This window comes from Streptomyces sp. NPDC014727, assembly GCF_043083485.1.
In the GTDB taxonomy this organism is placed as follows: Bacteria; Actinomycetota; Actinomycetes; order Streptomycetales; family Streptomycetaceae; genus Streptomyces.
Window position 1 is genome coordinate 163,339 of the sequence record NZ_JBIBYR010000002.1, and the last position, 17,814, is coordinate 181,152.

Genomic DNA, 17,814 nt, shown 5'->3' on the forward strand with positions numbered 1-17,814 from the left:
TGCTCCGGAGGCGGCGAACCGGTGTCCGGTCCCGCACGACCGTACCGTCCGTACCCGGACGGCGCAGCAAGAGGCCCCGCTTCCCGCGGTGTTCGCGCGGAAAACGGGGCCCGGGATGCGACCGGTGTGCCGGTGGCGGTCAGAAGCGACGCGTGATCAGCGCCCGCTTGACCTCCTGGATCGCCTTGGTGACCTCGATGCCACGCGGGCAGGCGTCCGTGCAGTTGAAGGTGGTGCGGCAACGCCACACACCGTCACGGTCGTTGAGGATCTCCAGGCGCTGCTCGCCGCCCTCGTCACGCGAGTCGAAGATGAAGCGGTGCGCGTTGACGATGGCCGCCGGGCCGAAGTACTGGCCGTCGTTCCAGAACACCGGGCACGAGGACGTGCACGCGGCGCACAGGATGCACTTGGTGGTGTCGTCGAAGCGCTCGCGGTCCTCGGCGGACTGCAGACGCTCGCGCGTCGGCTCGTTCCCCTTGGTGATGAGGAAGGGCATGACGTCGCGGTACGCCTGGAAGAACGGGTCCATGTCGACCACGAGGTCCTTGAGGACCGTGAGGCCCTTTATGGCCTCGACCGTGATCGGCTTCTCCGGGTTGATGTCCTTGATCAGCGTCTTGCAGGCGAGCCTGTTCTTGCCGTTGATCCGCATCGCGTCGGAGCCGCAGATGCCGTGCGCGCAGGAGCGGCGGAACGTCAGCGTGCCGTCGATGTCCCACTTGATCTTGTGAAGGGCGTCGAGCACACGCTCCTTCGGGTCGATCTCGATCTGGAAGTCCTGCCACTGGGCCTCGTCGGAGACCTCGGGGTTGAAGCGGCGGATCCGGAAGGTGGCCGTGATGTACGGCGAGGCGGCGGACTGCGTCTCGACCTTGTCCAGAGTCGGGGTTGCCATCAGTACTTACGCTCCATCGGCTGGTAGCGGGTCTGGACGACCGGCTTGTAGTCGAGCCGGATCGACTCGGTGCCGTCGGCCGAGACCTCGCGGTACGCCATGGTGTGGCGCATGAAGTTGACGTCGTCGCGGTTCGGGTAGTCCTCGCGGTAGTGACCGCCGCGGGACTCCTTGCGGGCCAGCGCGGAGGTCGCCATGACCTCGGCCAGGTCGAGCAGGTTGCCCAGCTCGATGGCCTCCAGAAGGTCCGTGTTGAACCGCTTGCCCTTGTCCTGGATGGACACGTCGAGGTAGCGCCTGCGCAGCTCGGCGATCTTGTCGACGGCGGTCTTGATGGTCTGCTCGGTGCGGAACACCATCACATTGGCGTCCATGCACTCCTGCAGCTCCAGGCGGATCGCGGCGACCCGCTCGCTGCCCGTCGAGTCGCGCAGCCGCTCGATCTGCTCCTCGACCAGCTGCGCCGGGTTCTCGGGAAGCTCGACGAAGTCGTGCTTCGCGGAGTACTCGGCGGCACCGATGCCGGCGCGACGTCCGAAGACGTTGATGTCGAGCAGCGAGTTGGTGCCCAGGCGGTTGGCGCCGTGCACGGAGACGCACGCGACCTCGCCGGCGGCGTACAGGCCCGGGACGACGGTGGTGTTGTCGGCCAGCACCTCGCCCTCGACGTTGGTCGGGATGCCGCCCATGGCGTAGTGCGCGGTCGGCTGGATCGGGATCGGGTCCGTGTAGGGCTCGATGCCGAGGTACGTGCGCGCGAACTCGGTGATGTCCGGGAGCTTGGCGTCGAGCTGCTCCGGCGGCAGGTGCGTGAGGTCGAGGTAGACGTGGTCGCCCTCGGGACCGCAGCCGCGGCCCTCACGGATCTCCGTGTAGATGGAGCGGGACACGACGTCACGGGACGCGAGGTCCTTCATGACAGGCGCGTACTTCTCCATGAAGCGCTCGCCGTCCTTGTTGCGGAGGATGCCGCCCTCACCGCGGGCGCCCTCCGTCAGCAGGATGCCCATGCGCCAGATGCCCGTCGGGTGGAACTGGAAGAACTCCATGTCCTCCAGCGGCAGCCCGCGGCGCCAGGCGGCGGCCTGGCCGTCACCGGTCAGGGTGTGCGCGTTCGACGTCACCTTGAAGAACTTGCCGGTGCCGCCGGAGGCGAAGATGATCGACTTCGCCTGGAAGACGTGGATCTCGCCGGTCGCCAGCTCGTACGCGACGACGCCCGCCGACTTCTTGACTCCGTCGACATCCTGGAGCAGGAGGTCAAGGACGTAGAACTCGTTGAAGAACTCCACGCCCTCCTTGACACAGTTCTGGTACAGCGTCTGGAGGATCATGTGGCCGGTGCGGTCCGAGGCGTAGCAGGACCGGCGGACCGGGGCCTCGCCGTGGTTACGGCTGTGGCCGCCGAAGCGACGCTGGTCGATACGGCCCTCGGGCGTGCGGTTGAACGGCAGGCCCATCTTCTCCAGGTCGAGAACGGAGTCGATGGCCTCCTTCGCCAGGATCTCGGCGGCGTCCTGGTCGACCAGGTAGTCGCCGCCCTTGATCGTGTCGAAGGTGTGCCACTCCCAGTTGTCCTCCTCCACGTTGGCGAGCGCGGCGGCCATGCCGCCCTGCGCGGCGCCCGTGTGGGAGCGGGTCGGGTACAGCTTCGTGAGTACGGCGGTACGGCTGCGCTTGGTGGATTCGATCGCCGCGCGCATACCGGCGCCGCCGGCGCCGACGATGACGGTGTCGTACTTGTGGATCTGCATGATTTCCTCTGGTCCCTCTGGCCCGGCGCCTAGCGGATGTTCGGGTCGAAGGTGAAGATCACCAGCGTGCCCAGCAGGACGGTGAACACCGTGGCGGTGTACAGCAGCATCTTCAGCCAGAAGCGGGTGTTCTCCCGCTCGGCGTAGTCGTTGATGACCGTACGGAGGCCGTTGGCGCCGTGCAGCATGGCCAGCCACAGCATCGCCAGGTCCCAGAGCTGCCAGAACGGCGAGGCCCAGCGGCCCGCCACGAAGGCGAAGCCGATCTTGGAGACGCCGCCGTCCAGCACCAGCTGGATCAGCAGGTGGCCGATGACCAGGACGACCAGGACGATGCCCGACAGGCGCATGAAGAGCCAGGCGTACATCTCGAAGTTGGTGCGCGAAGCCTTGGGGGTCTTGCCGGTCCGCTTGCGCGGCGGCTCGATGACCGGGGCCGGGTGGTCGACGTCGTAGAGGCTGACGCCCTCGACGGAGCCGATCGCGGCGGAGGACTCGGTGGACATTGGCCTCAGCTCCCGAAGACTTCGCGTACGGCGTGGCCGAGGACGGGGTACAGGGCCCCGACCATGAGCACGACCCAGATCCCCACGACGGACCAGAGCATCTGCTTCTGGTAGCGCGGGCCCTTGGCCCAGAAGTCCACGGCGACGATGCGGAGACCGTTCAGCGCGTGGAAGAGAATGGCGGCCACCAGGCCGTATTCGAGGAGCGCGACGATCGGCGTCTTGTACGTGGCCACGACGTCGTCGTAGGCCTCGGGGGAGACGCGGACGAGAGCGGTGTCCAGGACGTGTACGAACAGGAAGAAGAAAATGAGGACACCGGTGACTCGATGAGCCACCCAGGACCACATGCCTTCCCGGCCGCGGTACAGCGTTCCAGCCGGCACGGAAGAACCCTCCGGGAGCGGGGATTGGGGCCGGCCGGCTTGACTGTCGGTCTGACCCGGCCGGGTACGGTCCACCGGCCCCGGCCATCGTAGCGACGCTTTGTCGGTTCGTTCGCGCGGGGGCCTCTGGTGTGATCGAAGTGGCAATCAAACAGGCACGGACGGGCTAGACGCGGGCTGGAAGCGGGCTGGAACGGGCTGGAACGGGCTGCTCGGTGCTGCCGAACGGCCCATTCCGTTATGAACCCGATATCAGACCGATGATGCGGCCCCGGGCGAGTCGCCGCATCTCCTCCGCGGTCACCACCCGCTCCTGGTCGGGGTCGTGGCCCAGCCTGGCCCGGATTCCGGCGAGCACCTGGTCCGGCTGTTCGGCGGGCTCGAACCCGTCCAGGCAGATCACGAAGACATGGCCGAAGCGGCACTCGTACGCGGCGTGCGCGGCCCGCAGCGCGAGATGGGCGGAGTGCGGCGCGGTGTCGTGCAGCCCGGGGGAGACCTCGGCGGCGAGCGCCTCGGCGAGGTCCTCGGGGGGCAGGTCGTAGCCCGCCTCGTCGGCGGCGGCGAGCAGCGCCTCGATGTCGGGGTACGGGCGGTGGGCGGCCAGCCGCTGCGCCCAGCGGCGGCTTCCGAAGCACTTCAGCAGCGCGGCCTCGGCCTCGGCGGACGGCGCGGTGTTGAAGCGGTCGAGGCCGGGGTCACGGGCCCCGGCCCGGACCTGACCGGAGTCGCGCGGCGCCGGTTCCTGGACGGGTACGGCCGTCCGGGCGGCCGGTCGGCGCAGTCGCTTCGGGAGGCCGGCGTGGGACTCGCTGGACCTGGACAGCGTGGGCTCCTCGAATCAACGACATCTGTGAACCTGGGTGGGGCGGGACGGGTGAGACCAGGCGGATACAGGGTGAAGGGAGAGACGGATGTGCCTCAAAGCTAGCGAGGCCGGGCAACGGTCGTCCGACGGATACGCGAATTTCACCCGGACGGGAGAGTTCCGGAACGCTTGAGGGATCGTCTCCCGAGGAGAATGCCCGGCTGTCTCGCTACTTCTGCCCTGTTTTCCACCCGTACTGGAGGTTTCTTACCGATGTCGCCCTCACGCGGCACTCTCGTGGTCGGCGCGGCCCTCACCGCGGCGGCCGCCGCGACGATCGCCGTCGTCGTCTGGCCGGAAGGCTCCGGCGGCGGCCTCGCGGAGCAGTCGGGGGCCCGTACCCCCTCCGGCTCCCCGGCCGCCCCCTCGCCGACCCGGAGCTACCCGCTCTCGACACCGCCCCGCACCATCCCCGCCGTCCGCGAGCACATCGCCGCCCGCGGCCCCGGCTGGCGGCCCGGATCCGCCGCCGGGGTCGTCATCGCCGGCGGCAGCGGAACGCTGGCGGACGAGGGGCAGCTGCTCGCCCAGGAGCTGAAGATCCACTACCGGGGCAGCGTGCCCGCCCGCGCCGGTGACGTGGAGCTGGCCCTCACCCCGGGCCGGGGCACCCCCGAGTCGTACACCCTGAGGACCCATGACGGACGGGTCACGATCAGCGGACCCGACCAGGCCGGTGTCTTCTACGGAACCCGCACCCTGAAACAGTCGGTGCGCGCCGACGGCAGCATGCCCGAGGGCGAGGTGCGCGACCGTCCCGACCGGCCGCAGCGCGGCCTCAACCTCGACATCGCGCGCAAGTACTACAGCGTCGCCTGGATCGAGGACCGGCTCCGCGAGATGGCCGACCTCAAGCTCAACCAGCTCGGCCTGCACTTCTCCGACGACCAGGCGTTCCGCATCCAGTCCGACACCCACCCCGAAGTGGTGTCGCCGGAGCACCTGACCAAGGCCGAGGTGCGGCAGATCCTCGCGCTCGCGGGCCGGCTGCACATCCAGGTCGTCCCCGAGATCGACTCCCCGGGCCATCTGGGCGCGGTGCTGCGGGCCCACCCCGACCTCCAGCTGCGCAATGTCTCGGGCGTGCGCTCGCCCGGATCGCTCGACATCTCGAACCCGGGGGCGGCGAAGCTCGTCGACGAGCTCCTCGGCGAGTTCACCGAGCTGTTCGGCGGCCGGTACTGGCACCTCGGCGCCGACGAGTACCTCGCTCTCATGGCGCGGGACCCGGCTGCCTCGTACCCGCAGCTGCAACGCGCCGCGCAGCAGAAATACGGACCGAAGGCCGGTATCAAGGACCTCGCCACCGGCTGGCTCAACGACCGCGCGGCAGTGGTGCGCCCGCACGGCAAGCAGCCCAAGGCGTGGAACGACGGCTTCTTCCGCGACGGCGTCGTCCACGCCGACAAGGACATCGAGGTCGAGTACTGGACGGGCAAGGAGTACGGAGCCCGGCCGCCGGAGGAGTATCTGAGCGAGGGACGACGGGTGGTCAACCTCAACGACGAGTTCCTCTATTACGTACTCGGCCAGCCCAACAACTTCGTCTATCCCACGGGCAAGCGGATCTACGAGCAGTGGACGCCGCTCGTCCTGCGCGGCACCCAGCCGGTCCCGGCGCGATACTCCGGTCAGATTCTCGGCGGCCGGTTCGCGGTCTGGGGCGACCTCCCGCAGGCGCAGACCGCGGCGCAGGTGGCGCAGGGCATCCGGCTGCCGCTGCGGGCGACGGCCCAGAAGCTGTGGGACCCGCGCAAGCCGACGCCGAGCTGGGATCAGTTCCGGGCGCTGGCCGCACGGATCGACCGGACGGGCTGAGCGGGGCGGGCCGAGCGGGCCGCATTACCTGTGGACAGCATGGTGGGCCGGGGATACGTTCGCAGGCCGTGCGCCCCGGGGGAGGGGCGCGTCTCCCTGCGCCCGCACCAAGAATCCTGGGGGGTTCCACCAACATGCTGTGCTCCACCTGCCGTCTCAGACCGCCGGTCACCGAGGACGGGCGCTGTCTGCACTGCGCCGGTCCGCGCCCGGTGCCGCCGGTCCCGGCCTTCGTCGCCCCGCAGCAGTACCTGCGCTCGCCGGACGGGCTCGCGAAGGCCGTCGTCGTTCTGCTGGCCGCCGTCGCCGTGGCGGATCTCTTCGCCGTGGCGGCGGGGCTGAACGTCCGCCATGTGCTCGGGGACGGGCTGGACAACGGCTTCGCCACGTACGACGAGGCGGAGGCGACTCTCGCGGACGACCTGTACGCCGGCGCGGGCGCGCTGCAGCTCCTCATGACCCTGGCCACCGCGGTCGTCTTCATCATCTGGTTCCGGCGGGTGCGGCTCAACGCCGAGGTGTTCGACCCGAGCGCGCAGCCGATGGGGGCCGGCTGGGCCGTCGGCGCCTGGTTCATCCCGTTCGCCAACCTGGTGCTCCCGCGACGGATCGCCGGCGGCATCTGGACGGCGAGCGCCCAGAGCAACCCCGACGGCAGCCGGAGCACGGTCCCGGCCACCGTGATGAACCTGTGGTGGGGTGCGTGGGCCTGCTCGCTGATCGCCTCCCGGTACACGTCCCAGCAGTACTGGAAGGCCGAGGAGCCGCAGGAAATCATCGACGCGGCGGGCCTGCTGATGGCGACCGACGCCCTCGACCTCGTGGCCGCGGTGTTCGCCATTCTCTTCGTGCGGAAGCTGACCCGGATGCAGGGGGAGCGGGCGGCCCTCGGCGTGTATCCGCTCACCGTGCGGCCGGCGCCGGGTCGGGCCCACTGAAGCGGGCGCCGGACTGCGCCGACGGTGCTGGGCGGGATCCCGGACCGGTCGGACGGGGAAAGCCGAGGAGACGGGAGAACCGGGGAACGACCCTGGGGAGAACCGGGGAAGAAAGAGGACGACCGGGGCCGCCACCCCCCACAGGAGAGGCCCCGGTCGTCTTCCGCGGGGCCGTAGGACGACCCCGTACTCTTCTCAGCGCCGTCGCTGCGTTTTCTGTCACACCGCACCGCGTCCGAGGGATGTTGCGGGTTGTACAAGCCATGGACGTGGCCCCCGCGAAGGACGTAGCGTGCTGAGTCGCGCAGGGTGGCGCGGCAGTGATGACCAGCTGCGATTCGGGACAGCAGGGCAGGTTGAGGGAGTGCTGGGGGACGACGCGGAGCTCACTGCCGCGGTGCTCGCGGCACAGGACGGGGACGAAGATGCCTTCCGTACTGTGTACCGCGCTGTGCAGCCACGGCTGCTGGGCTACATACGGACACTGGTGGGGGATCCGGACGCCGAGGACGTGGCGTCCGAGTCGTGGCTGCAGATAGCGCGCGACCTCGACCGGTTCAGCGGCGACGCCGACCGCTTCCGCGGCTGGGCGGCGCGGATAGCCCGTAACCGCGCCCTGGACCACCTGCGGATGCGTGGCAGGCGTCCCGCGACCGGTGGTGACGAGTCCGAACTGGCCGAGAGGCCGGCCGATTCCGACACCGCCGACGAGGCGATGGAGGCCCTGGCCACCGGTCGCACGATGTCGCTCATAGCCCAGCTGCCGCAGGACCAGGCCGAGGCCGTGGTGCTGCGGGTGGTCGTCGGCCTGGACGCGAAGAGCGCGGCCCGGACACTGGGCAAGCGGCCGGGAGCGGTACGCACCGCGGCGCACCGGGGCCTCAAGCGGCTGGCCGAGCTGCTGCGCACGGACGACGCCGACGGACGCCCCGGCGAGGTCGGCGAAGGTGCCGACAGCGGTGCGGGCGTCGGCGGGGACCGTGCGCCCGCGGGCGATCCGGCGGATCAATCCGCCTCCGACGGGAGCGCGGCGGTTCGGGCGGCGGAACTCGGCGCCGTGCCCGCCCCGCGCCCCGCACCCAGCGGTCCGGCAGCGCCGGCCGGTGTGACGCATTCGCGTCCATGGACGCAGAAGGACATGTGATGGCCGACGAGAGGTACGAATGGCTTGACAAGGGCGCGGCGGAGAAATTGCTCCGCGGTGAACCGGTCGATCCGGTCGTCGGTCACGGGTGTACAGAGGCGGAGAAGCTCGCGGCAGCGCTGGGCGCCGCCGCACGGGCCGCCCGCCCCGCCACCGGTGAACTGCGGGGCGAGGCCGCGGCGCTGGCCGCCTTCCGCGCCGCGGCACGTCCCGCGCACGCGCGGACAGGGGCGGCGGACCCGCAGGTGAAGGGATGCGTCGAGCGGACGGGTGAGCCGGGCCGGGCCGACGTACTCGAAACGGTGCGCATCCGGCCCGCCTCCGGTGGCACCGCACCGGGCACCTCCTCGGCCGCGCACCCCGCCCGTGGCCGCGCCCTGCGCTGGAACCGCCCCGTCCGCTTCGGTCTGGCCGCCTCCTTCGCGGGCTTCGCGCTCGGCGGCGTGGCCGTGGCCGCGGGCACCGGGATGCTCCCCGGCCCGTTCGGCGGGCACGCCCCCGTACCGGCGACCTCCGTCTCGTCCGCCGCGACGCCGAAGGAGCTCGGCTCGGGGCCCACCACCGACGAGAGCGGGCCCGCACGGCCGCCCGTCTCACCGGAGGCGGAGCACTCCGCGCGTCCGGGGAATCCCTCCGCCCCCACCGGGGACCGGGACAACGGCAGGACCGGCAAGGGCGAGGAACGCGGGGGCGGCGACGACAGCGGGAAGTCCCAGGGCGCCGGCGGCGGATCCTCGAACAGCGCCGAGAACGGCAAGCAGTCCGAGGGGCGGGGCAACGGCTCCTCGGGCTCCTGGTACGCCACGGCGCTCAAGGCCTGCCGCGACTACCGCAACGGCAATCTGGACGAGGACCGCAAGCGGTATCTCGAAGCGCTGGCGAAGGGTGCCCGCAACCTGGACCGGTTCTGCGACCGTGTGATCGCCAGGGACACGAAGGGCCAGAGCGGCTCCGGCAACGGCAATGGCAACGGCAACGGCAGCAACAACGGCAACGGCAACGGCAACAGTGACGAGCAGGGCGAGGACGGCGACGCGAGCGGGGACGGGGACGGGGAGAATGCCGCCACGCTCCCGGCGATCCGGTTCACGACCGCCCCGTCGCCGTCGCCCTCCGCCTCGGATCCGGTCGCCCCGCCGGCGGCCGACGACGGCACCGGTTCACCCGGCTGAGGACACCGCGCGCGGGTTCCTCGTCCTGCCGGCCACCACCGGGTGTGACGTTTTTCGAGGCCATGACGCAGTACAGATTGAGCCGACTGGTCATCGGCCGCGCACAGAGCCGGGGTTCCCCCCGTACCTACGGCTCAGCGCATCGGCGCGGGCGGGACACGTTCCCCCGGTCCCGTCCGCGCCTCCTCACCTGTCGGTCCGCCGGTCCGCGTGACGGCGCCGCCCGGTCGGACTATCCGGAGACGACGACCTTGTCGCCCGTTTTCACCTGGGCGAAGAGCGAGGCGATCCTGCCCTCGTCCCGGACGTTGACGCAGCCGTGCGAGGCGCCGCTGTAGCCGCGGGCCGCGAAATCCGCCGAGTAGTGGACCGCCTGGCCGCCGCTGAAGAACATCGCGTACGGCATGGCCGTGTGATACAGCGTCGAGACGTGGTGCCGGGACTTCCAGTAGACGGAGAAGGTGCCCTCGCGGGTCGGCGTGTACTGGGAACCGAAGCGGACATCCATCGACGAGACGACGCGTCCGTCGATCATCCACGACAGCGTCCGGCTGTTCTTGCTGATGCAGAGCACCCGGCCCGTCATGCACCGCTTGTCCGGCTTGCCGACGGGCACGGTGGGCGGCGGATTCAGCTCGGCGGCCGTCGGCTCGTGCGTCATGCCGAGCAGCTTCTGCCAGGTGACGGTGTCCGTCCGGCCCGTGCGGGAGAGGCCGCGCTTCCCCTGGAAGGACCGGACGGCGGCGGCCGTGAGCGTGCCGTAGTAACCGGTGGGGGAGCGGTGGAAGTGGCCGATCTGCCGCAGCCGGGCCTGGAGTTCTTGCACCTGCTCGCCCTGGGAGCCGCTCGCCATCAGCGTCGTGCCCTGGGGCTCCGGCGTGGGCGTCGGTGTCGCGTCGGCCCGCGGGGGCGGTGACGACGCCTCCGGTGAGGGCGACTGCCGCGTGGCGGGTTTGGCGTCGTCGGTCGCCGTCGCCCGGGGCGGGGACGACGGGGCCGTCGACGCGCCGTCGGCGGGCCGCGCCTCGCAGCCGGCGGTGGCGGCGGTCGCGGCGGTCATGGCGAGAACGGCGAGCCCCACCATGGCCGTGGTCCCCGCCCGGGGCCGGTTCCTGGCTCGAACCCTGTCCGGTATCCCGTTCCGTGACGCGCGTGCGGTGGTGCTGCGTACCATCTCGGCCCCCTGATTCTCCGGGTCTCTCCGGTGTCCCCTTGGACGGATTCCCGCTCTGCCCGGTTGCCAAAGCCCGCGCATGATGGGGAGAGCGGCGGCACGGACCGTGGGGGAGGGCTGTGAGCAAGGTCCCAGCCCCTGACCCTCCACCGGTCTCGCGCCCGCCGCTACAGTCCGTCGCGGGAATCCTCGGTTACCAGTAAGTAGCTTTACTGAGCAGCTTCAGCGGGAGGCACAGCAGATGACGCGCGAGTCCGAGTCGGGACTGCCCATCGAGCCGGTGTACGGGCCGGACACACTCGACGGGTGGAACCCCGACGACAAGTTGGGAGAGCCGGGTGCCTACCCCTTCACGCGCGGCGTCTACCCGACGATGTACACCGGCCGGCCGTGGACGATGCGTCAGTACGCGGGGTTCGGCACGGCCACGGAATCCAACGCCCGCTACCAGCAGCTGATCGCCAACGGCACGATGGGCCTCTCCGTCGCCTTCGACCTGCCCACCCAGATGGGCTACGACTCCGACGCTCCGATCGCGTCCGGCGAGGTCGGCAAGGTCGGGGTCGCGATCGACTCGATCGACGACATGCGGGTCCTGTTCGGCGGCATCCCGCTGGACAAGGTCTCCACGTCCATGACGATCAACGCCCCGGCTGCGCTGCTCCTCCTGCTCTACCAACTGGTCGCCGAGGAGCAGGGCGTCCCGGCCGGGAAGCTCACCGGAACCATCCAGAACGATGTGCTCAAGGAGTACATCGCGCGCGGCACCTACATCTTTCCGCCGGGGCCCTCGCTCCGGCTGATCGCCGACATCTTCAAGTACTGCCGGGCCGAGATCCCCAAGTGGAACACCATCTCGATCTCCGGCTACCACATGGCGGAGGCCGGCGCCTCGCCCGCGCAGGAGATCGCGTTCACCCTCGCCGACGGCATCGAGTACGTCCGTACCGCCGTCGCCGCCGGCATGGACGTCGACGACTTCGCTCCCCGTCTCTCGTTCTTCTTCGTCGCCCGCACGACGATCCTCGAAGAGGTCGCCAAGTTCCGTGCCGCACGTCGGATCTGGGCGAGAGTGATGAAGGAGGAGTTCGGCGCGAAGGACCCCAAGTCCCTGATGCTGCGCTTCCACACCCAGACCGCGGGCGTCCAGCTCACCGCCCAGCAGCCCGAGGTCAACCTGGTGCGCGTGGCCGTCCAGGGACTGGCCGCGGTCCTCGGCGGCACGCAGTCGCTGCACACCAACTCCTTCGACGAGGCGATCGCCCTCCCCACCGACAAGTCCGCCAGGCTGGCCCTGCGTACCCAGCAGGTCCTGGCGTACGAGACGGACGTCACCGCGACCGTCGACCCGTTCGCGGGTTCGTACGTGGTCGAGAAGATGACCGATGACGTCGAAGCTGCGGCCGACGCCCTGATGCGCAAGGTCGAGGACCTGGGCGGCGCGGTCCACGCGATCGAGCGCGGCTTCCAGAAGAACGAGATCGAGCGCAGCGCGTACCGCATCGCCCTGGAGACCGACAGCGCGGAGCGCGTCGTGGTCGGTGTCAACCGCTTCCAGCTCGACGAGGAGGAGCCGTACGAGCCGCTGCGCGTCGACCCGGCGATCGAGGCCCAGCAGGCGGCGCGGCTGTCGAAGCTGAGGGCCGAGCGCGACCAGGGCGCGGTGGACACGGCGCTGGCGGAGCTGCGGAAGGCGGCCGAGGGCACGGACAACGTCCTGTACCCGATGAAGGCCGCACTGAAGGCGCGGGCGACGGTGGGCGAGGTCTGCGACGCGCTGCGGGAGGTCTGGGGGACGTATGTGCCCTCGGACGCGTTCTGAGACGCCGTGTGCCCGTGAGGGTGATCTCTCGCCGAATGTCCGTGGTCACGGACAGGCTCGTGAACAGGGGTCCCCGAAGGAGGATGCCGTGGCGGTAATACAGCACGAGGAGCAGGTGCGGGAGCAGGAACAGCCCGAACTGACGCTCGGCGAGGCAGCCGAGCAGCTCGCACGCTCGCTGCCTGGGCATCGCGTGGAGATTTACCGACCGGGCCGACGACCTCGGCCCCGAGGTCGAGGACTACGCCCAGGCGGGCATTCCGGTCTGCGTCGTGGTCGATCGCAAGCATGACCAGGTGCTGCTCTGCAGCGACCCGCGAGCGGCGCGTACAAGAACAAGGTGCCCCACAAGCGCGGAACCTCGTTCACCGTGCCGGACGTGGTCGGTGTCGAGATGAAGTTCTCCGTGGACCGCCTCCTGGACGGCGACGAGGACTGACCCCGAGCCTTTTCCGAACCCCCGGAACGGAGTGTCGTACCCGCGTGCGACACTCCGGTTCATGCTGGGTGTCACCGATCTTCCGACCTATCTCGCCGGCCTGGTGCTGATCGTTCTGCTGCCGGGACCGAATTCGCTGTACGTGCTGTCCGTCGCCGCCCGGCGCGGCGTGCGGACCGGCTATGTGGCCGCGGCCGGGGTGTGGACCGGGGACACCGTGCTGATGACGTTGTCCGCACTGGGTGCCTCGTCGCTGTTGCGGACGACACCGGTGCTGTTCGCCGTCGTCAAGTTCGCGGGTGCGGGCTATCTGACCTGGCTGGCGATCGGCATGCTGCGGACCGCTGTGTCCATGTGGCGCGAGCGGCACCGGCGGATGGCCGAGCTGACCGAAAAGAGCGCCGGAGCCGAGACCGCAGAGGCGATGGAACGGCCGTACCGGCGGGCGCTGGTGGTCAGCCTCTTCAACCCGAAGGCGATCCTGTTCCTGATCTCGTTCTTCGTGCAGTTCGTCGACCCCGGCTACGCCTACCCGGCGCTGTCCTTCCTGGTGCTGGGCACGCTGCTGCAGATCGCCAGCTTCCTCTACCTGTCGATGCTGATATTCGGCGGCACCCGGCTGTCCGCCGCGTTCCGCCGCCGCAAGCGGCTGTCGGCGGGGGCCACTTCGGCGGCCGGTCTGCTGTTCCTGGGGTTCGCGGCGAAACTCTCGCTCGGCAGCGTGTGACCGCGGCGAGGCCGGTACGGGACGTGGGCGGGGCTCGTACCAGCGAGGTCGGTGCGCAGTTTCCCGTTCCGACAGGGCGAGTTCATCCGGTGTCCGTACAGCTTTCCTAGCGTGTCGTGGAACCGAACACGCGCGCGGAGCATCCGCCCCGTTCCGACGGGGCGGGGCACGTCCCGGGCGCGCTGCGGTGACCGCACACCCGGATACGCCCCCTCCCCCCACGGGCACCAGACGCTTGGAGCGCCATGAGAGAAGCCCGCACCCGTTGGCCACGGCAACGTGACGCGGCCCCGCCCGAGGGTGTCACGTCGCAGTTCGCCACCGTCACGCCGACCGACCTGGACGTGTGTCTGCGTGCCTGCGCCGCGCACAGCGCCAAGCTGGTGGCAGGGCTCGACCGGCGGCGCACGGCGCTCGCGGAGGCGCTGCGGCATCTGCTGGCCGTGCACGCCGCGGCGCAGACCGCGCCGTCCGCGCCCGCCGCGTCCCCGATCGCGCTGATCCGGCGCCCCGGGAAGAGCGGGACGGGCACCGCCGCGGCCCTCGTGGACGAGCTGCTCGACCCGCTGCTCGCGGTCGGCAACAAGGCGCTGGACTGCGGTTACGAGGACGAGCTGAAGCTCGCGGTGCTCATCGGGGACACCGTGCTGACCCAGCGCAGGCGTTCGCGGGCCGGCTGGCGGCTGCGGGCCCGGACGCTGGAGGCGATGGGTGCGGAGGCCGCCGCCATCGAGGCGTACGAGCGCTACCTGGAATTCACCGATGACGACGGCTTCGGCGTCGCGGCCAAGGTTGTCGGCCTGCGGCTGGGCGAGGACCGCCGCTACGAGCTGCTGCGCGGGCTGGAGCGCGACTGCCCCGAAGCCGCGGCGTTCGCCGTCCGGCCCGTCACCGAGTCCTGGGCCGAGGGTCTCGCGCTCCAGGCGAGCGGCGACTGGGACGGGGCGCGGCCCCGGCTGATCGGCGCCCTGCTGGCGCAGGAGCAGGGCGGCGCCCCGGTGACCGAGCTCCAGGACGCCACGTCCCAGTACCTCGACCTGGCCATGGAGGCGGCCGGGACGGACCCGGACGCCGTGGCCGCACTCACCGGACTCGTCGCGCTCTACGCCGAGCAGCGCAGAAGCCGCATGCGGGGCCCGGTCGAGGACCCCACCTTCGGCGGCGTCCAGTGGACCACGGTCGGCGAGTTCCGCAACCGGATAGCCGGCAAGTCGATCTGCCTCATCGCCAACTCGCAGCGTGTCGGCGGAAGTTCGATGGGTGCCGAGATCGACGGCTACGACCTGGTCGTCCGCTTCAACTCGTACCGGATCGACCCGGCGGCGACCGGACGGCGTACCGACATCCACGCCACCATTCACAAGCACGGCTTCAACTGGGACCAGAAGGTACACACCCGGCTGGTCTTCGGCGGGGTCTCCGGCGACTGGAAGCACTCCCTGCGCAACCGCCTCGTCCCGGGCGCCCAGCAGTACCTGGGCGACGAGTCGCTGCGCTGGCCGCTGCGGGACATCGGGCGCGTCGGCGCCGACGTCTGGCCGGCCATCCCCACCACCGGGTTCAACATGCTGTGGCTCCTCGACCACCTCGACGTCAGCAGCCGGCTCGACCTGATCGGCTTCGACTTCTACGAGAGCGGCGCCTACCGGCTGCCCACCGCGATGAAGATGCCCATCACCTCCGTGCACGAGTACACCAGCGAAAAGGCGTGGGTCATGGAACGCGCCCAGAGCGTCACCGACATGAGGATCCGACTGCGATGACGACGACTGCCACGTCCCTGCCCACCACGGCCGTGCCCGTGTCGCCCGCCCCCGCGAACGCGCTCACCGGCAAGCGCCGGGTCGCCTTCGCGAGCTTCGTCGACGAGAACTACCTGCCCGGGTTCCTCGCCCTGCTGCGCAGCCTCGCACTCTCCAACCCGAACGTCTGCGAGGACTTCCTCGTCCTGCACGACGGACTGCGCCCCTCCTCCGTCGCGCAGATCCGGGCGCTGCACCCGCGCGTGGACTTCCGCCGCGTCGACGCCGCGCACTACGACTCGTACGCCAAGGGCGACCAGGACAACTACCTGGTGCGCAAGGCCTACTTCATCCTCGACATCTTCCGGGTGCGCGACTACGACACCGTCATCACCCTGGACACCGACATGGTGGTCCTCGGCGATCTCGGTGAGCTGCTGAAGCTGCGCGACGGACTGGCCGCGGTGCCGCAGTTCTTCTACGGGCAGCACAAGCTCAACAGCGGACTGCTGGTCATCCAGCGCGAGTATCTGAGCGACACGTTCTGCGCGCGGATCGACGAGGTCGGGCGGGCCGGTACGTACGAGCTCGACAAGCACGACCAGGGCATCCTCAACGCCGTGCTCGACGGTGACTTCGTGCAGCTCGACGCCCGCTACAACTTCGTCAAGCGGCGGCTCTCCGGCGACCTGCCGGTTCCCGAATCGACCGCCGTCCTGCACTTCACCGGGCGGCACAAGCCCTGGCAGGGCGGCGAGTCCGGGTATCGCGAGGCCGAGGACCGCTGGCACGAATTCGAGCTGTCCGACGCCGAGTTCCACTCCGCGTACCTGGCGCTGCCCGGCGCCAAGCACCACGATCTGCTGGTCCACTACGGCACCCCGCACGTGCGGCGCACCGGCTCACCGGAGGCCGCCCGCAAGGTCGCCGCCGCCCACATCGCGGCCGGCGAGTACCAGCAGGCGGCCGACCTGCTGGGCGGGGTCCGGACACCCGTCGACGAGGCCTGGCCGCACGAGGTGCTCGGCCACGCCCTGATGAGCGTCTCCCGCTACGAGGAGGCCCGGGTCCGGCTCCTGCTCGCCACCGCGGCGCCCAACCGGGCCGCGACCGCCTTCGGACGCCTCGCCCAGATCGCCTGGATCCACGGTGACGACGGCGCGGCGGCCGAGTACGCCCTGAAGGGCCTCGGCGTCGACCCGACGCACCGCGCGAACCGGCTGATGTACCAGCGCGCCACGGACGCGCCCGCACCCGTGGAGGGCCCCGCCTCCGGCCAGCTCGCCCATGTCGCCTTCTACATGGACCGGCAGGGCAACGCCGGGGACAAGCTGCTGCCCGAGAGCGTACGGCTCGCCTTCGGCCGGGACACCGGCCCGCAGCGCTGGCACTCGGTCCACGCCCACCGGCTCTTCGACGAGGCCGCGCTGGAGCGGGTCAACGAGCGGCGCGGACTGGTCATCGGCGGCGGTGGCCTCTTCATCCCGGACACCGCGCCCAACGGCAACAGCGGCTGGCAGTGGAACGTCCCGGACGAACTGCTCGACCGGATCGACGTACCCGTCATGGTGTACGCGGTCGGCTTCAACGCCTTCGACGGCCAGGCCTACGGCCACGGCCGGGACCGGTTCCTCTCCTCCCTGCGCAAGCTGGTGGAGCGCGCCTCGTTCTTCGGGCTGCGCAACCACGGCTCCATCGAGAAGGTCCGGGAGCTGCTGCCCGCCTCGCTCCACGACAAGGTGCGCTTCCAGCCCTGCCCGACGACGGTGACCAGACAACTGGTCGACGGCTGGACGGACCCGGAGCGGCGCGAGGACACCGTGCTGATCAATGCCGCGTACGACCGGTCCGGGCTCCGCTTCGGCCATGACTACGGACACTTCCTGGGCGAGATGGCCACCGCGGTGCGGGCGCTCGGCGAGCGGGCCGAGGTGCAGTGTGTCGCCCACTCGCTGGACGACGAGCGGATCGCCTTCGACCTGCGGCGCGAGCACGGGATCGCGCTGCCGGTGATCCCGATGTACGACTTCGACAACGACGCGATCCGGGACACCTACGCCCGTACGAAGCTGGTCATCGGGATGCGCGGGCACGCGGGCATGATCCCGTTCGGCTGCGGTACGCCGATCATCAGCCTGATCTCGCACCCGAAGATGGCGTACTTCCTCGCCGACATCGAGCGCCCGGAGTGGGGGATCTCGGTCCACGACCGGCACCTCGGGGCCCGGCTCGCCGAGCGCGCGGCCGGACTGCTGGACGACCACGCCGCGACCGTCGCCGATGTGCACGACCGGCAGCGGGAACTGTGGAAGGTCACCGAGGCGAACGCGGCCGATCTGAGGGTGATCCGGGGCGGCGTGCGCGACTGACGCGGGGAAGCCCGAGGGCGCCGGACGGGATCGGAACGAACCCGTCCGGCGCCCGGG

At 70.4% G+C, this 17,814-nt stretch carries 14 protein-coding genes; 8 read left to right on the top strand and 6 right to left on the bottom strand.

Going from position 1 to position 17,814, the window contains the following annotated elements; genetic code table 11:
• Nucleotides 1–139: 139 nt before the first annotated feature.
• The 5 genes from ACF1B9_RS04375 to ACF1B9_RS04395 form a co-directional block, all read right to left on the bottom strand.
• Entirely contained in the window at nucleotides 140–898 is a 759-nt protein-coding gene (locus ACF1B9_RS04375; protein ID WP_391738977.1) for a succinate dehydrogenase iron-sulfur subunit, read from the bottom strand.
• Nucleotides 898–2,652 carry a succinate dehydrogenase flavoprotein subunit gene (gene sdhA / locus ACF1B9_RS04380; protein ID WP_391738979.1) on the bottom strand — a complete coding sequence of 585 codons (1,755 nt, stop codon included), beginning with the start codon at nucleotides 2,650–2,652 and terminating at the stop codon, nucleotides 898–900. The genes ACF1B9_RS04375 and sdhA overlap by 1 nt, the downstream gene beginning before the upstream one ends.
• 29 nt (nucleotides 2,653–2,681) lie before the next feature.
• Nucleotides 2,682–3,158 carry a succinate dehydrogenase hydrophobic membrane anchor subunit gene (locus ACF1B9_RS04385; protein WP_351074396.1) on the bottom strand — a complete coding sequence of 159 codons (477 nt, stop codon included), beginning with the start codon at nucleotides 3,156–3,158 and terminating at the stop codon, nucleotides 2,682–2,684.
• Nucleotides 3,159–3,163: 5 nt separating this feature from the next.
• Nucleotides 3,164–3,544 carry a succinate dehydrogenase, cytochrome b556 subunit gene (gene sdhC, locus ACF1B9_RS04390; RefSeq protein WP_072486591.1) on the bottom strand — a complete coding sequence of 127 codons (381 nt, stop codon included), beginning with the start codon at nucleotides 3,542–3,544 and terminating at the stop codon, nucleotides 3,164–3,166.
• Between the two features lie 238 nt (nucleotides 3,545–3,782).
• The gene (locus ACF1B9_RS04395; protein WP_391739322.1) at nucleotides 3,783–4,328 is read right to left on the bottom strand and encodes a 2-oxo-4-hydroxy-4-carboxy-5-ureidoimidazoline decarboxylase; all 546 of its coding nucleotides are present in this window, start codon (nucleotides 4,326–4,328) and stop codon (nucleotides 3,783–3,785) included.
• A gap of 297 nt (nucleotides 4,329–4,625) precedes the next feature.
• On the opposite strand from ACF1B9_RS04395, the gene ACF1B9_RS04400 reads away from it, so the two are divergent.
• The 4 genes from ACF1B9_RS04400 (at nucleotide 4,626) to ACF1B9_RS04415 (ending at nucleotide 9,484) form a co-directional block, all read left to right on the top strand.
• Complete coding sequence (locus tag ACF1B9_RS04400) at nucleotides 4,626–6,230, top strand: glycoside hydrolase family 20 protein (RefSeq protein WP_391738981.1); 1,605 nt, start codon at nucleotides 4,626–4,628, stop codon at nucleotides 6,228–6,230.
• Nucleotides 6,231–6,364: 134 nt separating this feature from the next.
• The gene (locus ACF1B9_RS04405; protein WP_391738982.1) at nucleotides 6,365–7,168 is read left to right on the top strand and encodes a DUF4328 domain-containing protein; all 804 of its coding nucleotides are present in this window, start codon (nucleotides 6,365–6,367) and stop codon (nucleotides 7,166–7,168) included.
• Nucleotides 7,169–7,532: 364 nt separating this feature from the next.
• Nucleotides 7,533–8,312 carry an RNA polymerase sigma factor gene (locus tag ACF1B9_RS04410; protein WP_391739323.1) on the top strand — a complete coding sequence of 260 codons (780 nt, stop codon included), beginning with the start codon at nucleotides 7,533–7,535 and terminating at the stop codon, nucleotides 8,310–8,312.
• Nucleotides 8,312–9,484, top strand: coding sequence for a hypothetical protein (locus ACF1B9_RS04415; protein WP_391738983.1), 1,173 nt, complete (start codon nucleotides 8,312–8,314; stop codon nucleotides 9,482–9,484). The genes ACF1B9_RS04410 and ACF1B9_RS04415 overlap by 1 nt, the downstream gene beginning before the upstream one ends.
• Nucleotides 9,485–9,716: 232 nt before the next feature.
• On the opposite strand, the gene ACF1B9_RS04420 is transcribed toward ACF1B9_RS04415, so the two are convergent.
• On the bottom strand, nucleotides 9,717–10,568 hold the full coding sequence (locus tag ACF1B9_RS04420; protein WP_391738985.1) for a L,D-transpeptidase family protein: 852 nt from the start codon (nucleotides 10,566–10,568) through the stop codon (nucleotides 9,717–9,719).
• A 331-nt stretch (nucleotides 10,569–10,899) separates the two neighbouring features.
• On the opposite strand from ACF1B9_RS04420, the gene ACF1B9_RS04425 reads away from it, so the two are divergent.
• From ACF1B9_RS04425 to ACF1B9_RS04440, 4 genes are all read left to right on the top strand, one after another.
• Nucleotides 10,900–12,480 carry a methylmalonyl-CoA mutase gene (locus tag ACF1B9_RS04425; RefSeq protein WP_391738986.1) on the top strand — a complete coding sequence of 527 codons (1,581 nt, stop codon included), beginning with the start codon at nucleotides 10,900–10,902 and terminating at the stop codon, nucleotides 12,478–12,480.
• A gap of 500 nt (nucleotides 12,481–12,980) precedes the next feature.
• Nucleotides 12,981–13,646, top strand: a complete 666-nt coding sequence (gene leuE / locus ACF1B9_RS04430) for a leucine efflux protein LeuE (protein ID WP_391738987.1) — start codon at nucleotides 12,981–12,983, stop codon at nucleotides 13,644–13,646.
• Nucleotides 13,647–13,891: 245 nt separating this feature from the next.
• Nucleotides 13,892–15,409, top strand: a complete 1,518-nt coding sequence (locus ACF1B9_RS04435; protein ID WP_391738988.1) for a hypothetical protein — start codon at nucleotides 13,892–13,894, stop codon at nucleotides 15,407–15,409.
• Entirely contained in the window at nucleotides 15,406–17,757 is a 2,352-nt protein-coding gene (locus ACF1B9_RS04440) for a glycosyltransferase (protein WP_391738989.1), read from the top strand. The genes ACF1B9_RS04435 and ACF1B9_RS04440 overlap by 4 nt, the downstream gene beginning before the upstream one ends.
• The last annotated feature ends 57 nt before the right edge of the window (nucleotides 17,758–17,814 follow it).

What these genes read in the sequence shown, in the direction of transcription:
- ACF1B9_RS04375 (WP_391738977.1), bottom strand. Translation starts at nt 898, where the DNA reads ATGGCAACCCCGACTCTGGACAAGGTCGAGACGCAGTCCGCCGCCTCG.
- ACF1B9_RS04415 (WP_391738983.1), top strand. Translation starts at nt 8,312, where the DNA reads ATGGCCGACGAGAGGTACGAATGGCTTGACAAGGGCGCGGCGGAGAAA.
- ACF1B9_RS04405 (WP_391738982.1), top strand. Translation starts at nt 6,365, where the DNA reads ATGCTGTGCTCCACCTGCCGTCTCAGACCGCCGGTCACCGAGGACGGG.
- ACF1B9_RS04440 (WP_391738989.1), top strand. Translation starts at nt 15,406, where the DNA reads ATGACGACGACTGCCACGTCCCTGCCCACCACGGCCGTGCCCGTGTCG.
- ACF1B9_RS04400 (WP_391738981.1), top strand. Translation starts at nt 4,626, where the DNA reads ATGTCGCCCTCACGCGGCACTCTCGTGGTCGGCGCGGCCCTCACCGCG.
- ACF1B9_RS04425 (WP_391738986.1), top strand. Translation starts at nt 10,900, where the DNA reads ATGACGCGCGAGTCCGAGTCGGGACTGCCCATCGAGCCGGTGTACGGG.
- sdhA (WP_391738979.1), bottom strand. Translation starts at nt 2,652, where the DNA reads ATGCAGATCCACAAGTACGACACCGTCATCGTCGGCGCCGGCGGCGCC.
- leuE (WP_391738987.1), top strand. Translation starts at nt 12,981, where the DNA reads ATGCTGGGTGTCACCGATCTTCCGACCTATCTCGCCGGCCTGGTGCTG.
- ACF1B9_RS04420 (WP_391738985.1), bottom strand. Translation starts at nt 10,568, where the DNA reads ATGGTGGGGCTCGCCGTTCTCGCCATGACCGCCGCGACCGCCGCCACC.
- ACF1B9_RS04435 (WP_391738988.1), top strand. Translation starts at nt 13,892, where the DNA reads ATGAGAGAAGCCCGCACCCGTTGGCCACGGCAACGTGACGCGGCCCCG.
- ACF1B9_RS04385 (WP_351074396.1), bottom strand. Translation starts at nt 3,158, where the DNA reads ATGTCCACCGAGTCCTCCGCCGCGATCGGCTCCGTCGAGGGCGTCAGC.